This is a genomic window from Pseudomonas sp. 14P_8.1_Bac3 (assembly GCF_025466085.1).
Lineage (GTDB): Bacteria > Pseudomonadota > Gammaproteobacteria > Pseudomonadales > Pseudomonadaceae > Aquipseudomonas.
In genome coordinates, this window is the sequence record NZ_JANLOD010000021.1 from 181,832 (window position 1) to 202,114 (window position 20,283).

Genomic DNA, 20,283 nt, shown 5'->3' on the forward strand with positions numbered 1-20,283 from the left:
GGTGTGTCAGGACGGGGTGGGGTGCAGGTCGCAATTGCGTCCGGCCTTGGCCAGTTGACCCGGCACGTCATGACCGAGCAACGCGGGTAGTCCTCGCGACAGTGTCAGCAATAGCGGCAGGTCGATGCCGGTGTGGATGCCGATTTCATCGCACAGGTTCACTAGGTCTTCGGTGCAGATATTGCCCGAGGCACCCGGTGCGAACGGACATCCGCCGAGACCTCCGAGGGCGGCGTCGAAACGCCGGGCACCGGCCTCGTACGCGGCCAGTACATTGCACAAGCCGAGCCCGCGGGTGTTGTGGAAATGCAGGGTCAGGTCCGCCGGCGCCACCCGTTGCAGCACCCGCCGCACCAGTCGATCCACTTGGCGCGGGTTGGCCATGCCGGTGGTGTCGGCCAGGGTGATGCCCTGAATGCCAAGCGCCTGATAGGCCTCGACGATGTGCAGCACGCGATCCTCATCGATCCTGCCTTCGAACGGGCACCCGAAGGTGGTGGCGATGCTCCCGTTCAAACGCACATCGCTACCGGTCACGTACTGCACGATTTCACCGAATGCCGCCAGCGAGTCTTCGCAGCGCATGCGCATGTTGGCGAGGTTGTGCGTCTGGCTGGCGGACATCACCAGATTCAGCTCGTCCGCCCTTGTCGCCAGCGCTCGTTGCGCGCCTTTGAGGTTGGGAATCAACGCGACGTAAATCACCCCCGGTTGCCGGGTGATGCCGCTGAACACCGACTCGCCATCGCGCAGAGCCGGAATGGCCTTGGGCGAGACGAACGAACCGGCTTCGATGCGGCTGAAACCGGCCAGCGACAGCTGATCGATCAACGCGATCTTATCCACGGTTTCGACCCAGGTTGGCTCGATCTGCAGGCCGTCGCGTGGGGACACTTCCTGAACGATCAGGGTCTCGGAAAAGTCAGTGATCATTGCACCACCCCTTCAGTTTTCAGCCGTGCGATGTCCAGCCCGGTCAGGCCCAGCCCGGCGAGAATCCCGTCAGTGTGCTGGCCCAGGCTCGGCCCCGACCAGTTCACGCCGCCGGGGGTTTCCGAGAGTTTGGGTACGATGCCCGGCATCTTCACTTGGGCGCCGCCGGGCAGGTCGGCGCTGAGCAGCATGTCCCGCGCCTGATAGTGCGGGTCGGCGACGATGTCGGCCACCGAGTAGATGCGCCCGGCCGGTACTTCGGCGGCTTCCAGCGCTGCCAGGACTTCATCGATCGGCAGGCTGCTGGTCCAGTGGGTGATGGCGGCGTCGAGCACATTGCTTTTCAGTGCGCGTCCGTCGTTGTGGGCAAACTCCGGCGCGTCCGCCAGATCGCTGCGACCCACCACGTTCATCAGGCGTTTGTAGATCGGGTCGCTGTTACCGGCAATCACCACGTAGGCGCCATCGGCCGTCAGGTAGGTGTTGGACGGCGCGATGCCCGGCAATGCCCCGCCGCTGCGCTCACGCACGTGGCCGAGCATGTCGTATTCCGGCACCAGGCTTTCCATGACGTTGAACACGCTTTCGGCCAGCGACACATCGACCACTTGCCCGCCGCCCTGCCCGGTCTTGACCCGCAGCAACGACATCAAGGCGCCGATGACCGCGTGCAGCGACGCCAGCGAATCACCGAGGCTGACCCCGACCCGCGCCGGCGGCGAACCAGGGTTGCCGGTGGTGTAGCGGATCCCGCCCATGGCCTCGCCGATGGCGCCGAAACCCGGACGGTCGCGGTACGGGCCGGTCTGGCCGTAACCGGAAATGCGCACCAGGGTCAGGTTCGGGTTGAGGGCGTGCAGCACGTCCCAGCCCAGACCGAGTTTTTCCAGCGCACCGGGGCGCAGGTTCTCGATCAGCACGTCAGCGCTGGTCGCCAGTTGCTTGACCAGTTCAATGCCTTCCGGGGACTTCAGGTTCAGCGCCAGGGACTTCTTGTTACGCGATTGCAAGTACCACCACAGCGAGGTGCCCTCGTGCAGCTTTCGCCATTTGCGCAGGGGATCGCCCTGGCCCATGGCTTCGATCTTGATCACCTCGGCGCCGAACTCCGCCAGCATGCGGGCGGCAAACGGCGCGGCGATCAGGGTGCCGATCTCGATCACTTTGATTGCACTCAGGGGGGCCGTCATCGCGGGGTACCTCTTGTTCTTGGAATAGGCGTCAAGGCTAGAGGAGCGAGGGGACTGGAATCCAACCGTCAGTTGGCAACGAGCGTTCGTCAAACGCGAACGCTAGGCGTAGGAATTTTCGCAACCTCAGGGCCGCCTTCGCGAGCAGGCTCGCTCCCACATTCGATTGCGCTCCACTGTGGGAGCGGGCTTGCTCGCGAAGGGGCCGTCCCTTCAAATCGAGAACGATCAGACCGCACTGCGCAATTGCTCAAACAACATCCGACTCACCGGCGACAACGCCGCCTGATCGCGCACCACCAGAATCAATGCCCGATCCGACCATTTATCGATCAATGGCACTGCATGCAGCCCCAGCGCCCGACCAAACAATTCGTAAGCCTTCTGCGGCAGAATGCCGATGCCCATGTTGGCCTGGACCATCCGGCACATCGCATCGAACCCCGGCACATGAATCCGCAAGCGCAACACCTTGCCGGCCTGACGCGCGGCGGCGTGGGTGCGCATGTTGATGGAACTGGCGGCGTGCAGGCCGACGTAGTCGCTGTCCAGCGTATCGGCGAACGCCAGGCTGGAGCGGTTGGCCAATGGATGATCGGGCAGCATCAGCACCACCAGTTTGTCCCGGCGATACAGCACGCTGTGCAGCCCTTTGACGTCGCTGTCGCTGGAACAGATCCCGAGGTCGGCCACGCCATCCAGCACCCCTTGAATCACCCCGCTGCTGGGACGTTCCTCGAGGTCGGTTTTGACCTGCGGATGACGCTCGGAAAAGTCCCGCAGGTCTTCCGGCAGAAACTGAATGATCGCCGACAGATTGGCGAGCATCCGCACATAGCCGCGAACACCGTGGCTGTGTTCGCCCAGCTCCAGGCCCATTTTCTCGACGTTGAACAGCATCTGCCGAGCGTGGTGCAACAGCGTTTCACCCGCCGGCGTCAGCGTCATGCCCTTGGCATTGCGCACAAACAGACTGATGCCCAACGCCTCCTCCAGCTCCATCAACCGCTTGCTCGCCGCCGACACCGCAATCGCTTCGCGGGTCGCAGCACGGGTGAGCGTGCCTTCCTCGTGAACGGCGACGAACAGCTGAAGGGTGATGAGGTCGAGGCGGCGGATCAGGCTTTTTTGCAGCATCTGGGACTCGGCGATGTCGGCTCGGGCGAAGACGCAGCATAACGTCGTTTGCACCCGAACCGTGTCACCGTCAAAACGCGCTACGAAAAATCTCCTCGATCTGCCGCTGATCCGCCGCCCGTGGATTGGTTACGCCACAGGCGTCTTTCAGGGCGTTGGTGGCGAGGGTCGGGATGTCGTTGAGGCGGGCGCCGAGTTCGCGCAGGCCGGCGGGAATGTCCACGTCCCTGGCCAGGCTGCGGATGGCGGCGATGGCGGCCTGGGCGCCCTCTTCGGGGCTAAACCCGCGGATGTCGGCACCCATGGCGTGGGCGACGTCGGTGAGGCGAGGCGCACAGACCATGGCGTTGAAGCTTTGTACGTGGGGCAGCAGCACGGCGTTGCACACGCCATGGGGCAAGTCGTAGAAACCGCCCAGCTGGTGGGCCATGGCGTGCACGTAGCCGAGGGACGCGTTGTTGAAAGCCATGCCAGCGAGGAATTGCGCGTAGGCCATGTTTTCCCGCGCGGCCGCATCAGCCCCGTCGTGCACGGCCAGGCGCAGGTTGCTGCTGATCAGGGTGATCGCTTTCAGCGCGCAGGCATCGGTGATCGGGTTGGCGGCCGTGGACACATAGGCTTCGATGGCGTGGGTCAGTGCGTCCATGCCGGTGGCGGCGGTCAGGCCTTTGGGCATGGCGACCATCAGCGCCGGGTCGTTGACCGACAGCAGCGGCGTGACGTTGCGGTCGACGATGGCCATTTTTACGTGCCGCGACTCGTCAGTGATGATGCGGAAACGAGTCATCTCGCTGGCGGTGCCGGCGGTGGTGTTGATGGCGATCAGCGGCAGTTGCGGCTTGCTGGACCGATCAACGCCTTCGTAATCGCCGATCTGCCCGCCGTTGGTCGCGCACAGGGCGATGCCCTTGGCGCAATCGTGGGGCGAGCCACCGCCCAGCGACACCACGAAATCACAGGCACTTTCCTTGAGCAGGCCCAGGCCGCTCTCGACGTTGGCAATGCTCGGGTTCGGCTTGGCGCCGTCGAAGATCACCGAATCGATGCCTTGCAATACCAGCTTCTCGGCGATCATCGCCGCCACACCGGCCTTGGCCAGCCCGGTGTCCGTGACGATCAACGCCTTGCGAAAGCCATACTTGCGAATGGCGTCCATGGCGTCGTCGAGGCAACCGGTGCCCATGATGTTCACGGCGGGGATGAAAAACGTGCTGCTCATGCGCGAATCTCCAGGTCTGAGCGCCGTATCGCTGTTCGATCCGGCGGATGCCCACAGGATCGCCCCATCTGCCAGGCGTTAACTTGATCTGGCTCAAGTGCCGGGCGTGATAAAGTCGCCGCCCATCCGACCATTTGCTTTTGAGACGACCACCGCAATGACCGATTTCCAGGATGTCGATGCCCAACTTGAAGACTGGAACGCGTTGCGCGCCACCACCTCGATCAGCGGCTTGCTGGTGGGTAACGGCGCCAGCCGCGCGGTGTGGGACGATTTTGGCTATGACTCGCTGTTCGAGAACGCCCGCACCGTCGAAGAAAAGCCCCTGAGCCCGTCCGAACTCAGTGTGTTCGACGCGATGCAGACACGCAGCTTCGAACAAGTGCTGGGCGCGCTGAAAACCACCAGTCGCGTGAACAAGGCCCTGGCCGTCAGCTCCGCCGCACCGCGCAATCGCTACTACGCGATCAAGGAAGCGCTGATCAACACCGTGCACGCCGTGCATATCCCGTGGCGACTGGTGGTGCCGGCGACGCTGGCGACCATCAATCAGGAGCTGGCGCGCTATCAGACGGTGTTCACCACCAACTACGACTTGCTCAACTACTGGGCGATCCAGCATCGGCCGGACGCGATCACCGATCTATTCCTGGGCGCCGAGCCAGGCTTTGACCTGAGCGCCACGGCCACCGGCAAAACCCGTTTGCTGTACCTGCATGGCGGTCTGCACCTGGTGCGCAACCAGGACGGCACGGCGCGCAAGCTGATGTCGACCGAGGGCACGTTGCTCGGCAGTTTTGCGATCAACAACACTATCAAGACGCTGGATGACGTGCCGCTGTTCGTGAACGAAGGGCCGAGCGCGGACAAGCTCAAGACCATTCGCAGCTCGGATTATCTGTCGTTCTGCTATGAGCAGTTACTGGGTCATGGCGAGGGGTTGTGCGTTTTCGGGCATGCGTTGGGCGAGCAGGACAATCACATCATTCATGCGTTGCGCCAGGCGCAGCCGAAGGTGCTGGCGATCTCGATCTATCCGCGCAGCAAGGCGTTTATCCAGCATCAGAAGCGGCATTACGCGAAGGTCTTTGAGGGCAGCGGATCAGAGCTGCGGTTTTTTGATTCGAAGACGCATGCGCTGGGGAGTCCGAAGCTCACGGTTCCGGTTGAGGTTTAGCGGCGACGCGCGTTGACGCTTTCGCGAGCAGGCTCGCCCCCACAGGTTTGATCGGTGACCACAAAAGACGTGTACACCGCAAAACACTGTAGGAGCCGGCTTGCTGGCGATGCGGCCTGCGCTATTTCACCGCTGCCCGAACCATCGACAACGCCGGCGCCGCCACCCGCCGCTGGCTCAGATACCGCATGCAACTCACCCGCAGAAACGAGGCGAAATTCACCACCTCACCGCGATAGTCCATGACCTCTTCATACAGCTTGGCGATCAACTGGTTGGTGGTCATGCCGTCGACCTCAGCGATCTCGCTGAGGATGTCCCAGAACTGATTTTCCAGGCGCAGGGTCGTGACCACCCCGCTGATGCGCAGCGAGCGGGAACGCGATTCGTAGAGAATCGGATCGGCTTTGACGTAGAGCTCGCACATCGGGACGTCCTCGTTACAGCGTGATTTTGGTGCCCAGCAACCCGAGGAAGCCGGCGAGCCAGCTCGGGTGTGCCGGCCAGGCCGGGGCAGTGGCCAGATTGCCTTGAACGTGACCTTCCGTCACCGGGATGTCGATGAACGTGCCGCCCGCCAGGCGCACTTCCGGGGCGCAGGCCGGGTAGGCGCTGCACTCGCGGCCTTCGAGAATCCCCGCGGCGGCCAGCAACTGCGCTCCGTGACACACGGCGGCGATCGGCTTGCCGGCCTTGTCGAAGGCGCGCACCAATTGCAGGACGTTGTCGTTGAGGCGCAGGTATTCCGGCGCCCGGCCGCCGGGGATCAGCAGCGCGTCGTAGTCGGCTTCGGCGACCTTGGCGAAATCGAAGTTCAGGGCGAACAGGTGGCCGGGTTTTTCGCTGTAGGTCTGGTCGCCTTCGAAGTCATGGATCGCGGTGCGCACGGTCTGGCCGGCGGACTTGTCCGGGCACACGGCGTGCACCGTGTGCCCGACCATCAGCAGGGCCTGGAACGGCACCATCACTTCATAGTCTTCGACGTAATCGCCGACCAGCATCAGGATTTTCTTGGCAGCCATGGGAGGACTCCTCGGGGGGAATGCATCGGAATATTCAAAGTAGTCCTTATCCGAGGGGTCGGGTAATAACCTGCTACTACCTGACGGACCGCGATACCGTTCTTCGCGGGCAGGCCTCGCGCCTACAGGTCCTGTGGTGTTAACGCGGCCGACCCACGAACTGCAGCAACTGTACGGATAACTCTGCGCCCAGCTGTAACAGCGGCAAACCCCCTGTTTATGGCTAGATGAACACTCTTCCCGCCACCTTTGACTCTGGTTGCCATCATGTCCTCGCGCGAAAACACCGGCATGGCCCTCGGCCTGCTCGGCGTTGTGATCTTCAGCCTCACCCTGCCCTTCACGCGGATCGTCGTGCAGGAACTCCATCCACTGCTCAACGGCCTCGGCCGCGCGCTGGTCGCGGCGGTTCCGGCGGCGTTGCTGTTGCTCTGGCAACGGGAAAAGTGGCCGACCTGGAAACAGGTCAAAGGCCTGAGCCTGGTGATCGCCGGGGTGATCCTCGGTTTTCCGGTGCTGTCGGCGTGGGCCATGCAAACCTTGCCGGCGTCCCACGGTGCATTGGTCAACGGCCTTCAACCGCTGTGCGTGGCACTGTATGCCGCGTGGTTGTCCCATGAACGACCGTCGAAAGCTTTCTGGGCTTGCGCCGCGCTGGGCAGTGCGCTGGTGCTGGGTTATGCACTGATCAGCGGTGCTGGCAGCATTCAGGCCGGTGACTTGCTGATGCTCGGGGCGATTGCCGTCGGCGGTCTGGGGTACGCCGAAGGTGGCCGGTTGGCCAAGGAGATGGGCGGCTGGCAGGTGATCTGCTGGGCGCTGGTGCTGTCGACGCCGCTGCTGATCGGACCGGTGCTGTACCTGGCGCTGCAACATCAGGGCGAGATCTCCGCCAAAACCTGGTGGGCGTTTGGCTATGTGTCGCTGTTCTCGCAGTTCATTGGTTTCTTTGCCTGGTACGCCGGGTTGGCGATGGGCGGCATTGCCCGGGTCAGTCAGATCCAGTTGCTGCAGATCTTTTTCACCATCGCGTTTTCGGCGTTGTTCTTCGGTGAACACATCGAGCCGATTACGTGGTTGTTTGCGGGTGGGGTGATTGTGACGGTGATGTTGGGACGCAAGACTGCGGTCCAGCCTGCGCGGGTGGCTACCGCGTAACCTGACGTCTGTAGGAGCGAGTTCACTCGCGATGGAGCCACAGACACCGCGGGGTGTCAGACAGCCAGCGTAATCGTTGACGACCCTCGCGAGCCAGCTCGCTCCTACAGGGTCAACTCAAATGGCCATCGGCGCGCAGCAGGGTTTCGAGGCAGTGTTCGGTGATGTGGTAGAACGCTTTCAGTTCCTCGATCTTCGCCAGCAACTGGGCCGGGTCCACCGGCTCGGCGCGTTTCACCGCCAGGATCATCTTGTTCTTGTTGGTGTGGTCCAGTGAGATGAACTCGAAGACCTTGGTCTCGTAACCGCAGGCTTCCAGGAACAGCGCACGCAAACTGTCGGTGACCATTTCCGCTTGCTGGCCCAGGTGCAGACCGTATTGCAGCATCGGCTTGAGCAGCGCCGGGCTCTGGATTTGCAGGCGGATCTGTTTGTGGCAGCACGGCGAACACATGATGATCGACGCACCGGAACGAATGCCGGTGTGGATCGCATAGTCGGTGGCGATGTCGCAGGCGTGCAGCGCGATCATCACGTCCAGCTCGCTCGGCGCCACGCTACGCACGTCGCCGCACTTGAACACCAGGCCCGGATGGTCCAGCTTCGCCGCGGCGGCATTGCACAGGCTGACCATTTCTTCGCGCAGCTCGACGCCGGTGACCTCGCCTTGCGCGTTCAGGGTGTTGCGCAGGTAATCGTGAATCGCGAACGTCAGGTAACCCTTGCCCGAACCGAAGTCCGCGACCCGCACCGGTTTGTCCAGTGCCAGTGGCGAGGTGGTCAGCGCATGGCTGAAGACTTCGATGAACTTGTTGATCTGCTTCCACTTGCGCGACATCGCCGGGATCAGCTCATGCTTGCTGTTCGTCACGCCGAGGTCGGCGAGGAACGGCCGGCTGAGGTCGAGGAAGCGGTTTTTCTCGCGGTTGTGCTCGGCGGACGGCAGTTCACGCAATTGCTGAGGTTTGCTCTTGAACAGCGAAGACTTGCCCTTTTTGCTGTATTCGAGCTGGGCTTCGTCGGTCAGGGCCAGCAAATGCGCATTTTTGAACGAGGCCGGCAACAATGCGGCGATGGTCGCCACGCCTTCGGCCAGCGGCAGGTTCTTGGTGATGTCACGGGTCTTGTAGCGGTAGACGAAGGACAGGCAAGGCTGATCCTTGACCGTCAGTTGCTTGATGATCAGCCGTTGCAGCTCCGCTTCACTGCCGACGTACTTGGCCAGCACCAGTTTGATGAAAGCGTTGGCGTCGAGGCTGGTTTGCAGCAGGTCGATGAACTGGGCGTGGTGATCCGGCGCGAGGCTGGCGGGAGTGGCGGTGACAGACATGGAAAAAGCGGCCTCGGGCGGGGCGAATCGGGAATGGCGGGTATTTTAGGGGGCGCGGCCGTTCAGGACACGCAGTAATTTACGAACGGTGCACATTCCCTGTGGGAGCGGGCTTGCTCGCGAAGGCATCGTGTCAGTCGACATCGATGTGAATGCAACACCGCCTTCGCGAGCGAGCCCGCTCCCACAGGGGATCCAGAGCTGGGCCGGGTTCAGCCCAGGATGACCAGGCGATTGGGGAGTTCGTTGCGCACGTGGGTGACCGGGACGTGCACCTTGAGCAACTCGCCGCAGGCCTCGACGCACGTCACAAAGCCCTGCAACGTCTGCCCCTGCTTCACCTGCTGGGTGAACGCCGCGACAATCCCTTCCCAGTTCTTGTTGTCCAGGCGTTTGGAAATGCCCTCATCCACCAGGATTTCCACGTAACGCTCGGCCTCGCAGACGAAAATCAGCACGCCGGTGCTGCCGACGGTGTGGTGCAGGTTTTGCTCGAGAAACTGTCGGCGCGCCAGGTTCGAGGCGCGCCAATGGCGCACCGAGCGCGGGATCAGGTGCGTGGTGATTGCCGGAATGCGAAACAGCAGGCACAACACAATGAACGTGCCCCATTGCACCAGCAACAAACTGTGCAGGGTCAGCCAACCGGTCAGGTAATGCACGACACCCGGCACCACCAGCGCCAGCAGACTGGCCCAGAGCAGCGGGATGTACGCATAGTCGTCGGCGCGGGCCGCGAGTACCGTCACCAGTTCGGCGTCGGTATCGCGCTCGACCCGGGCGATGGCCTCGGCGACTTTGCGTTGTTCGTGTTCAGTCAGTAATGCCATGTCTAAAAATGCCCGCCTGCCATTGTTGTTGAGTGCCGCGTCATCACCAGCCGCCCGACGAACCGCCGCCGCCGAAACTGCCACCGCCGCCGCTGAAGCCCCCGCCTCCACCGCCGCCACCAAAACCGCCACCGCCGCCAAATCCGCCACTGGAGCCGCCCGATCCACCGCGCCCGGCGGGCAGGATGCCGAGCATCTGCAGTACAAAAATCGTCAGGATGAACAGCATCACCAGAAACACGAAAATGCCCGGGTGTCGGGAAACGAAATCGGCTTCCTGATCACCGCCCGACGCGTAGATGGTCGACGGCTCATCCAGCGGGTTGCCGCCCAGCACCACCAGCATCGCCGCGACGCCGTCGCTGATGCCCTTGCTGAAGTTGCCGGTCTTGAACGCCGGGGTGATCACCTGATTGATAATCACCGAACTTTGCGCATCGGTCAGGCGATCTTCCAGGCCGTAACCGACCTCGATCCGCAACTTGCGCTCATCGCGCGCGACGATCAACAGCGCGCCGTTGTTCTTGTCCTTCTGGCCGATGCCCCAATGGCGTCCGAGCTGATAACCGAAATCGGCAATCTCGGCGCCCTGCAAGTCCGGCAACGTCACCACCACCAACTGCTCGCCGGTGGCTTTTTCATGGGCGGCGAGTTGCTGCGTCAACTGCTCGCGCACCGACGGCTCGATCATCTGGGCGTTGTCCACCACCCGCCCGGTCAGCGCCGGAAATTTCAGTTCGGCCTGGGCCGTCAGGGCGAACACCCAGAGCAACAGCACCAGGCCAGCTTTCAACACGCGCATTGGCAACCTCATCCGTGGTGATGCTTCGGACCGATCAGAACTTCACTTGCGGTGCTTTATCGGCATCCGGCGTGGTGGCTTCGAAGGTCTCACGAATCGGCAAATCGCTGTACATCACGGTGTGCCACAAGCGTCCCGGGAAGGTGCGGATTTCGGTGTTGTATTTCTGCACCGCGAGGATGAAGTCACGACGCGCCACAGCGATGCGGTTCTCGGTGCCTTCCAGCTGCGACTGCAACGCCAGGAAATTCTGGTTGGCCTTGAGGTCCGGATAGCGTTCGGAGACCACCATCAAACGGCTCAACGCGCCGGTCAACTGGTCCTGCGCCTGCTGGAACTGCTTGAGTTTCTCGGGGTTGTCCAGGGTGCTGGCGTCCACCTGGATCGAGGTCGCCTTGGCCCGGGCTTCGATCACCGCGGTCAGGGTTTCCTCTTCGTGCTTGGCGTAACCCTTGACGGTTTCCACCAGGTTGGGGATCAGGTCGGCGCGGCGCTGGTACTGGTTCTGCACCTGGCCCCAGGCCGCCTTGGCCTGCTCGTCGAGGGTGGGAATGGTGTTGATGCCGCAACCGGCCAGCAACGTGGTCAGCAGTATCAAGGCGGCGACCTGCAGGCCTGACCGAGTGTGGTGTCGTACATTCATTGATTTGACGCTCCCTTGCACATTCCGTTGAAAAACCACCAGCGACCTTCCGAGCGAACTCTTGGGGCATAATCTGCCGCCGCCACTGGATTGCATCGAGCCAATGGGCTAAAAGATGCCCCCAGCGCAGAAAAAACACTGCCGAAGTGTGCTGCATTTACCTGAACAACAATAGTCGCTCCCTAAATTTTGGCCGACCGGTGCGTATTCACTGCCGCTTGGGCCCTTGAGAAAACAATTCATGAAGAAGCTGTGTTTGCTGGGACTGTTCGTCAGCCTGGCCAGTCATCACGTACTGGCCGCCACGACGCCCGCACCCCTGGAGAACAAGGACGCCTTCATCAGCAACCTGATGAAGCAAATGACCCTCGATGAAAAAATCGGCCAGTTGCGCCTGATCAGCATCGGCCCGGAGATGCCCCGGGAGCTGATCCGCAAGGAAATCGCCGCGGGCAACATCGGTGGCACGTTCAACTCGATCACCCGCCCGGAAAACCGTCCGATGCAGGACGCGGCCATGCGCAGCCGGTTGAAGATCCCGATGTTCTTCGCCTATGACGTGATCCACGGCCACCGCACAATTTTCCCGATCCCGATCGCCCTGGCCTCGAGCTGGGACATGGACGCCATCGGCCTGTCCGGGCGCATTGCCGCCAAGGAAGCCGCGGCGGACAGCCTCGACATCACCTTCGCGCCGATGGTCGACATCTCCCGCGACCCGCGCTGGGGCCGCACGTCCGAAGGCTTCGGTGAAGACACTTATCTGGTGTCGCGCATCGCCGGCGTCATGGTCAGGGCTTTCCAGGGCACTGGCGCCAACGCGGCCGACAGCATCATGGCCAGCGTCAAGCACTTCGCCTTGTACGGCGCGGTCGAGGGCGGTCGCGACTACAACGTCGTCGACATGAGCCCGGTCAAGATGTACCAGGATTACCTGCCACCGTACCGCGCGGCGATCGACGCCGGTGCCGGCAGCGTGATGGTGGCGCTGAACTCGATCAACGGCGTGCCGGCCACCGCCAACACCTGGCTGATGAACGACCTGTTGCGCAAGGAATGGGGCTTCAAAGGCCTCGCGGTCAGCGACCACGGGGCGATCTTCGAACTGATCAAGCACGGCGTCGCCGCGGACGGTCGCGAAGCCGCGAAGCTGGCGATCAAGGCCGGCATCGACATGAGCATGAACGACACCCTCTACGGCAAAGAGCTGCCAGGGCTGTTGAAAGCCGGCGAGATCGAACAGAAGGACATCGACAACGCCGTGCGTGAAGTGCTCGCCGCCAAGTACGACATGGGCCTGTTCAAGGACCCGTACCTGCGCATCGGCAAGGCCGAGGATGATCCGGCAGACACCTACGCCGAGAGCCGCCTGCACCGCGCCGAGGCCCGCGAGGTCGCGCGCCGCAGCCTGGTATTGCTGAAGAACCAGAACGAAACCCTGCCGCTGAAGAAAACCGCAAAAATCGTCCTGGTCGGCCCCCTGGCCAAAGCACCGATCGACATGATGGGTAGCTGGGCCGCCGCCGGCAAACCGGCGCAATCGGTGACCCTGTTCGACGGCATGAACGCCGCAGTCGCCGACAAGGCCACGTTGATCTACGCCCGTGGCGCCAACATTACCAGCGACAAGAAGGCCCTCGATTACCTGAACTTCCTCAACTTCGATGCACCGGAAGTGGTGGATGACCCGCGTCCCGCCGATGTGCTGATCGACGAAGCCGTGAAAGCCGCCAAGGATGCCGATGTGATCGTGGCGGCCGTGGGCGAGTCCCGTGGCATGTCCCACGAATCGTCGAGCCGTACCGACCTGAACATCCCGGCCAACCAGCGCGAGCTGATCAAGGCGCTGAAAGCCACCGGCAAACCGCTGGTGCTGGTGTTGATGAATGGCCGTCCGCTGTCGATTCTCGAAGAGAAGGATCAGGCCGACGCGATTCTGGAAACCTGGTTCAGCGGCACCGAAGGCGGCAACGCCATCGCCGACGTGCTGTTCGGCGACTACAACCCGTCGGGCAAACTGCCGATCACCTTCCCGCGTTCGGTGGGCCAGATTCCGACGTACTACAACCACCTGAGCATTGGCCGGCCATTCACGCCGGGCAAACCGGGCAACTACACCTCGCAGTATTTCGATGACACCACCGGTCCCCTGTTCCCGTTCGGTTTCGGCCTGAGCTACACCGATTTCAGCCTGAGCGACATGGCCCTGTCATCGACCACGCTGAACAAGACCGGCAAGCTCGATGCCAGTGTCATGGTGAAAAACACCGGCAAGCGTGACGGCGAAACCGTGGTGCAGCTGTACATCCAGGACGTCACCGGTTCGATGATCCGCCCGGTCAAGGAACTGAAGAACTTCCAGAAAATCTTGCTCAAGGCCGGCGAACAGAAAGTCGTGCACTTCACCATCACCGAGGATGACCTGAAGTTCTTCAACGCCCAGCTCAAATACGCGGCAGAACCGGGCAAATTCAACGTGCAGATCGGCCTGGATTCCCAGGATGTGACGCAGCAGAGTTTTGAGTTGCTTTAATCCATACGCCACAAAAACCTGTGGGAGCGGGCTTGCTCGCGAAAGCGGACTGTCAGTCGACATCATCGTTGACTGACACGGTCTCTTCGCGAGCAAGCCCGCTCCCACATTTGATCCCAGTGTTTTCGGAATCTGCGTTCAGCCCCGGCGATCCAGCAGATTCACCACCACCCGATCCACCCAGCCCCATATCCGCTGTTTGACCCGCCGCCACAGCGGCCGCCGCTGCCAGGCTTCCAGGCTCACTTCCTGGCTCAAGGCAAAATCCCGCTCGAAACTCGCCACCACCGCCCGGGTCAATCCGGGGTCCAGCGCTTCAAGGTTGGCTTCCAGGTTAAAGCGCAAATTCCAGTGATCGAAGTTGCACGAGCCAATGCTCACCCAGTCATCGACCAACACCATTTTCAGGTGCAGGAAACACGGCTGGTATTCGAAAATCTGCACCCCGGCCTTGAGCAGTCGCGGGTAGTAGCGATGCCCGGCGTAGCGCACCGACGGGTGATCGGTGCGCGGGCCGGTGAGTAGCAGGCGCACATCGACGCCTCGACTGGCTGCCCTGCGCAGTGAGCGGCGGACTTTCCAGGTCGGCAGGAAATACGGAGTGGCCAGCCAGATGCGCTTCTGCCCGCTGTTCAGTGCGCGAACCAGCGATTGCAGAATATCCCGGTGCTGACGGGCGTCGGCATACGCCACCCGGCCCATGCCCTCTCCGGTGGACGGCACGCGCGGCAGTCGCGGCAGGCCGAAATGCGAGGCGGGTTTCCAGGCGCGGCGATGGCGGTTGGCGATCCATTGGCGGTCGAACAGCAACTGCCAGTCGATCACCAGCGGCCCGGTGATTTCCACCATCACTTCGTGCCATTCGCTGGTGTCTTCATTCGGCATCCAGAACTCATCGGTAACACCGGTGCCACCGACCACCGCCAGGCTTTGATCGACCAACAGCAGTTTGCGGTGATCGCGATAGAAGTTGCCGACCCAGCGCCGCCAGCTCAGGCGATTGTAGAAACGCAGCTCCACCCCCGCCGCCGTCAGGCGCTGGCGCAAGGTCAGGGTAAACGCGAGGCTGCCGTAATCGTCGAACAGGCAACGCACCCGCACGCCGCGCTCGGCCGCCTGGACCAGCGCCTGAACCATGGCTTCGGCACACGCGCCCGCCTCCACCAGATACAGCTCCAGTTCGACTTGCTCCTCGGCGCGCGCAATCGCCACCAGCATTCGTGGAAAGAACTGCGGACCGTCGATCAGCAGTTCGAAACGGTTGCCTTCACGCCAGGGAAAAATCGCGCCGGCCATGTCAGCGTGCCGTGAAGATCAGTACCGCACCCACCGGTACCGACAGACTGATCGCCGACAAACCGGCGACCTTGCGCAAATTTTCCAGCCCCGGCGCCAGATCGAAATCCGCCGCGTTGATCACCAATGGCTCGAGCGTCACCACCTGGAAGCGCCGATCATCCAGCCGCGTCGCCAGCAGCTCGGCGTTGTATGCGTGTTGCTTGCCGTGGAGATTGACGGACACCGGCAACCGCAATTCGAGCTGCGCGCCGGGGGCCAGGTCGTTGATCGGACGCAGATCGATCTGCGCGGTGATCAACGCTTCGGGGAAGGTCTTGATGTCGAACAGTTCCTTGCGCATGCGCTCATCACGCAAGGGGATGCCGCTGTTCACCGACTCCAGTTCGACTTCCACCTCGGCCAGGCCCTCGGGACTGACCTTGCCGTGCAACACCAGAAAGCGCTGCACTTCGGAGATGTTGGCGTTTTTTGTGCTGACGAACGACAGCCGCGAAGACTCGCCGTCCAGGTACCAATTGGCCTGGGCTGACAGCGTGGCACCGGCCAGCAGCAAGAAGGCGAGGGTTTTCGAGAGGGGCCGCTTGAACATAGAGACTCGTGGGCAGATAAACCTGCACGAACCTTAACCGCCCGCGAGCGCATTGCAAACCGTGAACATCAAACGCTGCACCTGGACGCGCCCACTTGCTGGCGATGGCGCCCGCCAGATCTCCATCGCCGGCAAGCAGGTTCCCACAACGAGCAGCCGTTCAGAGGTTCAGGCGGCAGCCTTGATGCTCGCCGATCCATTGCGCGCTGTTGCTGCGGCCCATGCCGCTGACCGTCACGCGTTTGCCGGCGGGGTCGTCGACAAAAGCGCTGAAGGGCAACCACTGCTTCACATAGCCTTGGCAATACTGGGTGTCGTTGTTCATCACGTAGCGACACGAGCAATATTCCTTGGCGGTGTAGGCGCTGATGATGTCCGGGAACGCCCACAGCGCCACCCGCTCCTGCCAGATCCAGCCGAGCACGGCGATCAGCAGGAGCAACCCCAGCGTGCTGAACGGGCGGCGACGAACGAAACGGCGGCGATTCATGGCTGTACCGCCCCGGCGAATGCCTGGCGTGCGAGTTTGAGCAATTCGTTATGCCGATAGCTCCCGTCGCGATCATCGCCGTAGCGCACGATAACCAGGCGTTCGCTGGGGATCACATACATCGCCTGGCCCCAATGGCCGAGGGCGGCGAAGGTGTCAGCCGGAGCATCAGGCCAGGGCCGCGCCGCGCCATCCGCGGCGCGATTGAGCCACCATTGACCGCCCGGCACCGCTTCATCCTGATGGGCTTTGTAGCGGTCGAACGGTTGGCGGTTAAAGGCGACCCAGTCTTTGGGCAACAGTTGCCACTCGCCCCAGCGACCGTCGCGGGCCATCAACAGGCCGACCCGCGCCAGGTCCCGCGCCGTGAGGTAGGCGTAGGACGAGGCGACAAAGGTGCCCGTGGCGTCGGTTTCCCAGACGGCGTGACGAATGCCCAATGGTTCGAACAGCGCGTTCCATGGGTAGTCCGGATAGCGTGCCGGACCGACGATGTTTTTCAGCGCGGCGGCCAACAGGTTGCTGTCACCGCTGGAATAGCGGAAGGCCTCGCCGGGTTTCGCGTACTCGGCGTGGTCGGCGGTGAACGCGGCCATGTCGTGATGACCGCGGGTGTAGAGCATCGCCACCACTGAGGATTTCAGCGGGGCGTATTCGTAGTCCTCCTGCCAGTCCAGGCCCGAGGCCCAGTGCAGCAGGTCGGCCAGGGTGATCGCCGGGTGTTTTTGCAGTGCGGGATAGAATTTCGATGCGGGGTCCTCAAGCTTGAACAGCCCTTCGCCGTAGGCCACGCCGAGGACGGCGGCCATGAGGCTCTTGCTGATGGACCAGGTCAGGTGCGGCGTGTCGGCGGTGGTCGGGCCGGCGTAGCGTTCGTAGATCAACTGGCCATCGCGGATCACCAGCAAGGCGTCGGTGCGGATGCCTTTGCGGGTGCTGTCGTCGCGGGTTGGAAAGGCGTACGCCTCAAGCGCCTCGAGTGCCGGCCCGGTGAGGGTCGGACCGGTCGACCATTGCTCGGCAGGCCAGTTTTCGGCGTGGGCCGTGGGGCTCAGCAGCAGGATGAACAGCAGGGACAAGCCTTTGAACATGGCGGGGGCTCAAGAGGATTAACCTGCTGAGCCTAGCCGAGGTTGATGACAGTTGAGGGATGGGGAGTGCCTTCGAAGGCGTCTTCGCGAGCAAGTCGAATCGTGCACCGTGATGTTGACTGACCCATCGCCATCGCTGGCAGGCCAGCTCCCACAGGTTTTGAGTTGTTTACACAATGTGTGTTCACTGGATATCCCTGCGGGAGCGGGGCTCGCGAAGTGGTCAGTCAAGACACCGCCAACGCCTTGGCCAACCGCTTTTCCCTGGCCACCGCCGCCAACGACATCACCCCCTGATCCCGCTGCCACATCGCCGCCCACGGTGGCGGCCCGTCCGCCAGCGCCTGATTCACCTCACCCTGCAACCCGTCAAACTGCGCAAACAACCCGCCCAGCAACACATGCCCCGCCGGATTGTTCGGCGCTTGGCGACTGACTTCGGCGCAGCCGGCCAGCAACGCCAGCAGACGCAGCTGCAAGGCCTGCGGCCAATCGTTGTCCCGGCCGACGCCATACAACCACGCGGTCATGGCGCTCAGCACATAGGTGTCTTCAAGGGTGCGGAACGGTTTGACGTACGCCTCCCAGCCATCCCCCGCGAGCAATTCGCACAGCGCGTTTTCCAGCACCAGCCGGCCGTGGCTGATGTCCGGCATCAACGGGATCGCCGGGAGCTTTTCCACCCGCACCCCCGGTTCGCCGGGATAGACCACGGCCAGGTTCAGGCGCGGATCGGCGCCGGGCTCTTCACTGCGGGCGGCGACCAGCAGCCAGACCGCCGCATCGCCGGCGGTGACGAAATCCTTGCGCCCGCTCAAGCGCAGGTCGCTCAGGCGGGTCTGCATGTCCGCCACTCGCAGGCTGCGCTGCTCGGTTGCGCACAACGCGCCGAGGCTCAGCGGCGCACTCGGCCAGAGCATGCGCAACGCGGCCTGATAGCCCACCAGAAACGCCAGTCCCGGGGTCGCCATCAGACGTCCGCCGGCCACCGCCAGCTCGAACGGCGTGACCGTCCCCAACTGATGCAGCAAGGTCGCGAACCCCTCCGCCAGGTCAGGATGGGCAGGCAAGCGATCGCGGCGATTCAACAGGGTTTGCCAGGGCATAAGAGGCTCCTCGAGGGCTGTCATATAAGCATCACCAAAGCTTCATGGCGATGACACCGGGGCTACATAGCCTGACTTTGCACAACAAGGCTGGATAAAGAAAGTCGATCCGCTGTAACCCAAAGACGGGTGAGCAGCCCGCACGGAGATTCGCCATGACTCAGATCGCCCGCATCAGCGACACCGCCAACGAACGCCGTCTGCAAGCCGAACGCCTGGTGGGTGCCGAGGCCCTGCAGGAAGCTCAGGCCTTGCGCTTCAACGTGTTCAGTGGCGAATTCAACGCCAAGCTCAAAGGCGCGGAGCTGGGTCTGGACATGGATGACTATGACGTTCACTGCGCCCACATCGGCGTGCGCGACCTGAACACCGGGCGTCTGGTGGCGACCACCCGTTTGCTCGATCACACGGCTGCCAGCAGCCTGGGCAAGTTCTACAGCGAAGAAGAATTCAGCCTGCACGGCCTGGTCCACCTCGAAGGCCCGATCCTCGAAATCGGCCGCACCTGCGTCGACCCGGCCTACCGCAACGGCGGCACCATCGCCGTGCTCTGGGGTGAACTGGCCGAAGTGCTGAACCAGGGCGGCTATAGCTATTTGATGGGTTGCGCGAGCATCCCGATGCAGGACGGCGGTATCCAGGCCCACGCGATCATGCAGCGTCTGCGCGAACGTTACCTGTGCACCGAACACCTGCGCGCCGAACCGAAAAATCCGCTGCCTGTGCTGGATATCCCTAACAACGTCATCGCCGAAATGCCGCCGCTGTTGAAAGCCTACATGCGCCTCGGCGCGAAGATCTGTGGCGAGCCGTGCTGGGACGAAGATTTCCAGGTGGCCGACGTGTTCATCCTGCTCAAACGCGACGAACTCTGCCCGCGTTACGCCAGGCACTTCAAGGCGGCGGTGTGATGAGCCGCCTGCGGGTGTACGCGCGGATTGCGCGGGTGTTGGTGGTGGTGGCGCTGGGGTTGAGCATGGCCAGCGTCTTCGGTGTGTTCGAGCGCCTGGGCATCGCCCATTCGATGGTCCGCCGTCAGCGCTGGTCGCGCTTTTTCATGGCGCGCCTGGCGAATGCCCTGCCCTTTCGCGTGACCGTGCACGGTGAGTTGCCAAAGGAATCGATGCTCTGGGTCAGCAACCATGTGTCATGGACCGACATCCCGCTGCTGGGCATGCTCACGCCGATGTCGTTCCTGTCCAAGGCCGAGGTGCGCACCTGGCCGGTGGCGGGCTGGTTGGCGGCGAAGGCTGGCAGCCTGTTTATCCGCCGCGGCTCGGGCGACAGCCAGTTGATCCGCAAGCAGATGACCCGCCATCTGGAGCAGGCCCATCCGCTGCTGATGTTCCCGGAAGGCACCACCACCGATGGCCGCTCGTTGCGCACCTTCCATGGCCGCCTGTTGTCCGCGGCGATTGATTCCGAGGTGAAGCTGCAACCGGTGGCGATACGTTATCTGCGCGAGGGCGAAGTGGATGCGCTGGCGCCGTTCATTGGTGATGATGATTTGCTCTCGCACTTGATGCGCTTGTTTGCCAATGACCGGGGCGAGGTGGAGATTCATCTGCTCAAACCGATTGCCTGCGAAGGTCGCGAGCGTGCGGCGCTGGCGTTTGACGCGCAGCAGGCGGTGCAGAAGGCGTTGTTTGGGGCGGTTCCGGGGAAACAGCAGGTGCCGATGCGCCCCGCGATTGCGGCCTGAAACACTGGAGCTGAACACATGCAACACCCTGT

Annotated in this window: 20 protein-coding genes; 5 read left to right on the forward strand and 15 right to left on the reverse strand. The window is 62.7% G+C overall.

The window, feature by feature from the left end:
• Positions 1-6 precede the first annotated feature (6 nt).
• From NTD84_RS08235 to yiaY, 4 genes are all read right to left on the reverse strand, one after another.
• Complete coding sequence (locus NTD84_RS08235; RefSeq protein ID WP_262164651.1) at positions 7-933, reverse strand: hydroxymethylglutaryl-CoA lyase; 927 nt, start codon at positions 931-933, stop codon at positions 7-9.
• A complete protein-coding gene (locus NTD84_RS08240) occupies positions 930-2,123 on the reverse strand; it encodes a CaiB/BaiF CoA transferase family protein (protein WP_262164652.1) in 1,194 nt (397 codons plus the stop codon). The genes NTD84_RS08235 and NTD84_RS08240 overlap by 4 nt, the downstream gene beginning before the upstream one ends.
• 228 nt (positions 2,124-2,351) lie before the next feature.
• Complete coding sequence (locus NTD84_RS08245) at positions 2,352-3,260, reverse strand: LysR family transcriptional regulator (protein ID WP_262164671.1); 909 nt, start codon at positions 3,258-3,260, stop codon at positions 2,352-2,354.
• Positions 3,261-3,330: 70 nt separating this feature from the next.
• Positions 3,331-4,479: an L-threonine dehydrogenase gene (gene yiaY / locus NTD84_RS08250; RefSeq protein ID WP_262164653.1), complete on the reverse strand. Its 1,149-nt coding sequence runs from the start codon at positions 4,477-4,479 to the stop codon at positions 3,331-3,333.
• 157 nt (positions 4,480-4,636) lie between these two features.
• Here yiaY and NTD84_RS08255 point away from each other — a divergent pair, with 157 nt between their 5' ends.
• Positions 4,637-5,656, forward strand: coding sequence for a DUF4917 family protein (locus tag NTD84_RS08255; protein WP_262164654.1), 1,020 nt, complete (start codon positions 4,637-4,639; stop codon positions 5,654-5,656).
• Positions 5,657-5,777: 121 nt separating this feature from the next.
• Here NTD84_RS08255 and NTD84_RS08260 read toward each other — a convergent pair whose 3' ends face one another.
• Together NTD84_RS08260 and NTD84_RS08265 are read right to left on the reverse strand one after the other, a co-directional pair.
• The gene (locus NTD84_RS08260) at positions 5,778-6,083 is read right to left on the reverse strand and encodes a ribbon-helix-helix domain-containing protein (protein ID WP_262164655.1); all 306 of its coding nucleotides are present in this window, start codon (positions 6,081-6,083) and stop codon (positions 5,778-5,780) included.
• Between the two features lie 13 nt (positions 6,084-6,096).
• On the reverse strand, positions 6,097-6,678 hold the full coding sequence (locus NTD84_RS08265; protein WP_262164656.1) for a DJ-1/PfpI family protein: 582 nt from the start codon (positions 6,676-6,678) through the stop codon (positions 6,097-6,099).
• Between the two features lie 267 nt (positions 6,679-6,945).
• On the opposite strand from NTD84_RS08265, the gene NTD84_RS08270 reads away from it, so the two are divergent.
• Entirely contained in the window at positions 6,946-7,836 is an 891-nt protein-coding gene (locus NTD84_RS08270) for a DMT family transporter (protein ID WP_262164657.1), read from the forward strand.
• A gap of 112 nt (positions 7,837-7,948) precedes the next feature.
• Here the strand turns inward: NTD84_RS08270 and NTD84_RS08275 are convergent, their stop codons facing one another.
• The 4 genes from NTD84_RS08275 to NTD84_RS08290 form a co-directional block, all read right to left on the reverse strand.
• Complete coding sequence (locus NTD84_RS08275; RefSeq protein ID WP_262164658.1) at positions 7,949-9,166, reverse strand: class I SAM-dependent methyltransferase; 1,218 nt, start codon at positions 9,164-9,166, stop codon at positions 7,949-7,951.
• 212 nt (positions 9,167-9,378) lie between these two features.
• A complete protein-coding gene (locus NTD84_RS08280; RefSeq protein WP_262164659.1) occupies positions 9,379-9,996 on the reverse strand; it encodes a TPM domain-containing protein in 618 nt (205 codons plus the stop codon).
• A gap of 43 nt (positions 9,997-10,039) precedes the next feature.
• Positions 10,040-10,798 (reverse strand): TPM domain-containing protein, encoded by a 759-nt coding sequence (locus tag NTD84_RS08285; protein ID WP_262164660.1) that lies wholly within the window; start codon positions 10,796-10,798, stop codon positions 10,040-10,042.
• 34 nt (positions 10,799-10,832) lie between these two features.
• A complete protein-coding gene (locus NTD84_RS08290) occupies positions 10,833-11,441 on the reverse strand; it encodes a LemA family protein (protein ID WP_262164661.1) in 609 nt (202 codons plus the stop codon).
• Positions 11,442-11,682: 241 nt separating this feature from the next.
• Here NTD84_RS08290 and bglX point away from each other — a divergent pair, with 241 nt between their 5' ends.
• Entirely contained in the window at positions 11,683-13,974 is a 2,292-nt protein-coding gene (bglX, locus tag NTD84_RS08295) for a beta-glucosidase BglX (protein WP_262164662.1), read from the forward strand.
• 138 nt (positions 13,975-14,112) lie between these two features.
• Here the strand turns inward: bglX and NTD84_RS08300 are convergent, their stop codons facing one another.
• The 5 genes from NTD84_RS08300 to NTD84_RS08320 all read right to left on the reverse strand — a co-directional run bounded on the left by NTD84_RS08300 (position 14,113) and on the right by NTD84_RS08320 (position 18,549).
• Positions 14,113-15,270 (reverse strand): phospholipase D-like domain-containing protein, encoded by a 1,158-nt coding sequence (locus NTD84_RS08300; RefSeq protein WP_262164663.1) that lies wholly within the window; start codon positions 15,268-15,270, stop codon positions 14,113-14,115.
• Between the two features lies 1 nt (position 15,271).
• Complete coding sequence (locus NTD84_RS08305) at positions 15,272-15,862, reverse strand: YceI family protein (protein WP_262164664.1); 591 nt, start codon at positions 15,860-15,862, stop codon at positions 15,272-15,274.
• A 160-nt stretch (positions 15,863-16,022) separates the two neighbouring features.
• Positions 16,023-16,352 (reverse strand): amidase, encoded by a 330-nt coding sequence (locus NTD84_RS08310; RefSeq protein WP_262164665.1) that lies wholly within the window; start codon positions 16,350-16,352, stop codon positions 16,023-16,025.
• A complete protein-coding gene (locus NTD84_RS08315; RefSeq protein WP_262164666.1) occupies positions 16,349-17,443 on the reverse strand; it encodes a serine hydrolase domain-containing protein in 1,095 nt (364 codons plus the stop codon). The genes NTD84_RS08310 and NTD84_RS08315 overlap by 4 nt, the downstream gene beginning before the upstream one ends.
• A gap of 227 nt (positions 17,444-17,670) precedes the next feature.
• The gene (locus NTD84_RS08320; RefSeq protein WP_262164667.1) at positions 17,671-18,549 is read right to left on the reverse strand and encodes an acyl-CoA dehydrogenase family protein; all 879 of its coding nucleotides are present in this window, start codon (positions 18,547-18,549) and stop codon (positions 17,671-17,673) included.
• A gap of 155 nt (positions 18,550-18,704) precedes the next feature.
• On the opposite strand from NTD84_RS08320, the gene olsB reads away from it, so the two are divergent.
• Entirely contained in the window at positions 18,705-19,460 is a 756-nt protein-coding gene (olsB, locus tag NTD84_RS08325; RefSeq protein ID WP_262164668.1) for an L-ornithine N(alpha)-acyltransferase, read from the forward strand.
• Positions 19,460-20,251 carry a lysophospholipid acyltransferase family protein gene (locus NTD84_RS08330; protein ID WP_262164669.1) on the forward strand — a complete coding sequence of 264 codons (792 nt, stop codon included), beginning with the start codon at positions 19,460-19,462 and terminating at the stop codon, positions 20,249-20,251. The genes olsB and NTD84_RS08330 overlap by 1 nt, the downstream gene beginning before the upstream one ends.
• Positions 20,252-20,283: the final 32 nt, after the last annotated feature.

What these genes read in the sequence shown, in the direction of transcription:
- NTD84_RS08235 (WP_262164651.1), bottom strand. Translation starts at nt 933, where the DNA reads ATGATCACTGACTTTTCCGAGACCCTGATCGTTCAGGAAGTGTCCCCA.
- NTD84_RS08240 (WP_262164652.1), bottom strand. Translation starts at nt 2,123, where the DNA reads ATGACGGCCCCCCTGAGTGCAATCAAAGTGATCGAGATCGGCACCCTG.
- NTD84_RS08245 (WP_262164671.1), bottom strand. Translation starts at nt 3,260, where the DNA reads ATGCTGCAAAAAAGCCTGATCCGCCGCCTCGACCTCATCACCCTTCAG.
- yiaY (WP_262164653.1), bottom strand. Translation starts at nt 4,479, where the DNA reads ATGAGCAGCACGTTTTTCATCCCCGCCGTGAACATCATGGGCACCGGT.
- NTD84_RS08255 (WP_262164654.1), top strand. Translation starts at nt 4,637, where the DNA reads ATGACCGATTTCCAGGATGTCGATGCCCAACTTGAAGACTGGAACGCG.
- NTD84_RS08260 (WP_262164655.1), bottom strand. Translation starts at nt 6,083, where the DNA reads ATGTGCGAGCTCTACGTCAAAGCCGATCCGATTCTCTACGAATCGCGT.
- NTD84_RS08265 (WP_262164656.1), bottom strand. Translation starts at nt 6,678, where the DNA reads ATGGCTGCCAAGAAAATCCTGATGCTGGTCGGCGATTACGTCGAAGAC.
- NTD84_RS08270 (WP_262164657.1), top strand. Translation starts at nt 6,946, where the DNA reads ATGTCCTCGCGCGAAAACACCGGCATGGCCCTCGGCCTGCTCGGCGTT.
- NTD84_RS08275 (WP_262164658.1), bottom strand. Translation starts at nt 9,166, where the DNA reads ATGTCTGTCACCGCCACTCCCGCCAGCCTCGCGCCGGATCACCACGCC.
- NTD84_RS08280 (WP_262164659.1), bottom strand. Translation starts at nt 9,996, where the DNA reads ATGGCATTACTGACTGAACACGAACAACGCAAAGTCGCCGAGGCCATC.
- NTD84_RS08285 (WP_262164660.1), bottom strand. Translation starts at nt 10,798, where the DNA reads ATGCGCGTGTTGAAAGCTGGCCTGGTGCTGTTGCTCTGGGTGTTCGCC.
- NTD84_RS08290 (WP_262164661.1), bottom strand. Translation starts at nt 11,441, where the DNA reads ATGAATGTACGACACCACACTCGGTCAGGCCTGCAGGTCGCCGCCTTG.
- bglX (WP_262164662.1), top strand. Translation starts at nt 11,683, where the DNA reads ATGAAGAAGCTGTGTTTGCTGGGACTGTTCGTCAGCCTGGCCAGTCAT.
- NTD84_RS08300 (WP_262164663.1), bottom strand. Translation starts at nt 15,270, where the DNA reads ATGGCCGGCGCGATTTTTCCCTGGCGTGAAGGCAACCGTTTCGAACTG.
- NTD84_RS08305 (WP_262164664.1), bottom strand. Translation starts at nt 15,862, where the DNA reads ATGTTCAAGCGGCCCCTCTCGAAAACCCTCGCCTTCTTGCTGCTGGCC.
- NTD84_RS08310 (WP_262164665.1), bottom strand. Translation starts at nt 16,352, where the DNA reads ATGAATCGCCGCCGTTTCGTTCGTCGCCGCCCGTTCAGCACGCTGGGG.
- NTD84_RS08315 (WP_262164666.1), bottom strand. Translation starts at nt 17,443, where the DNA reads ATGTTCAAAGGCTTGTCCCTGCTGTTCATCCTGCTGCTGAGCCCCACG.
- NTD84_RS08320 (WP_262164667.1), bottom strand. Translation starts at nt 18,549, where the DNA reads ATGCCCTGGCAAACCCTGTTGAATCGCCGCGATCGCTTGCCTGCCCAT.
- olsB (WP_262164668.1), top strand. Translation starts at nt 18,705, where the DNA reads ATGACTCAGATCGCCCGCATCAGCGACACCGCCAACGAACGCCGTCTG.
- NTD84_RS08330 (WP_262164669.1), top strand. Translation starts at nt 19,460, where the DNA reads ATGAGCCGCCTGCGGGTGTACGCGCGGATTGCGCGGGTGTTGGTGGTG.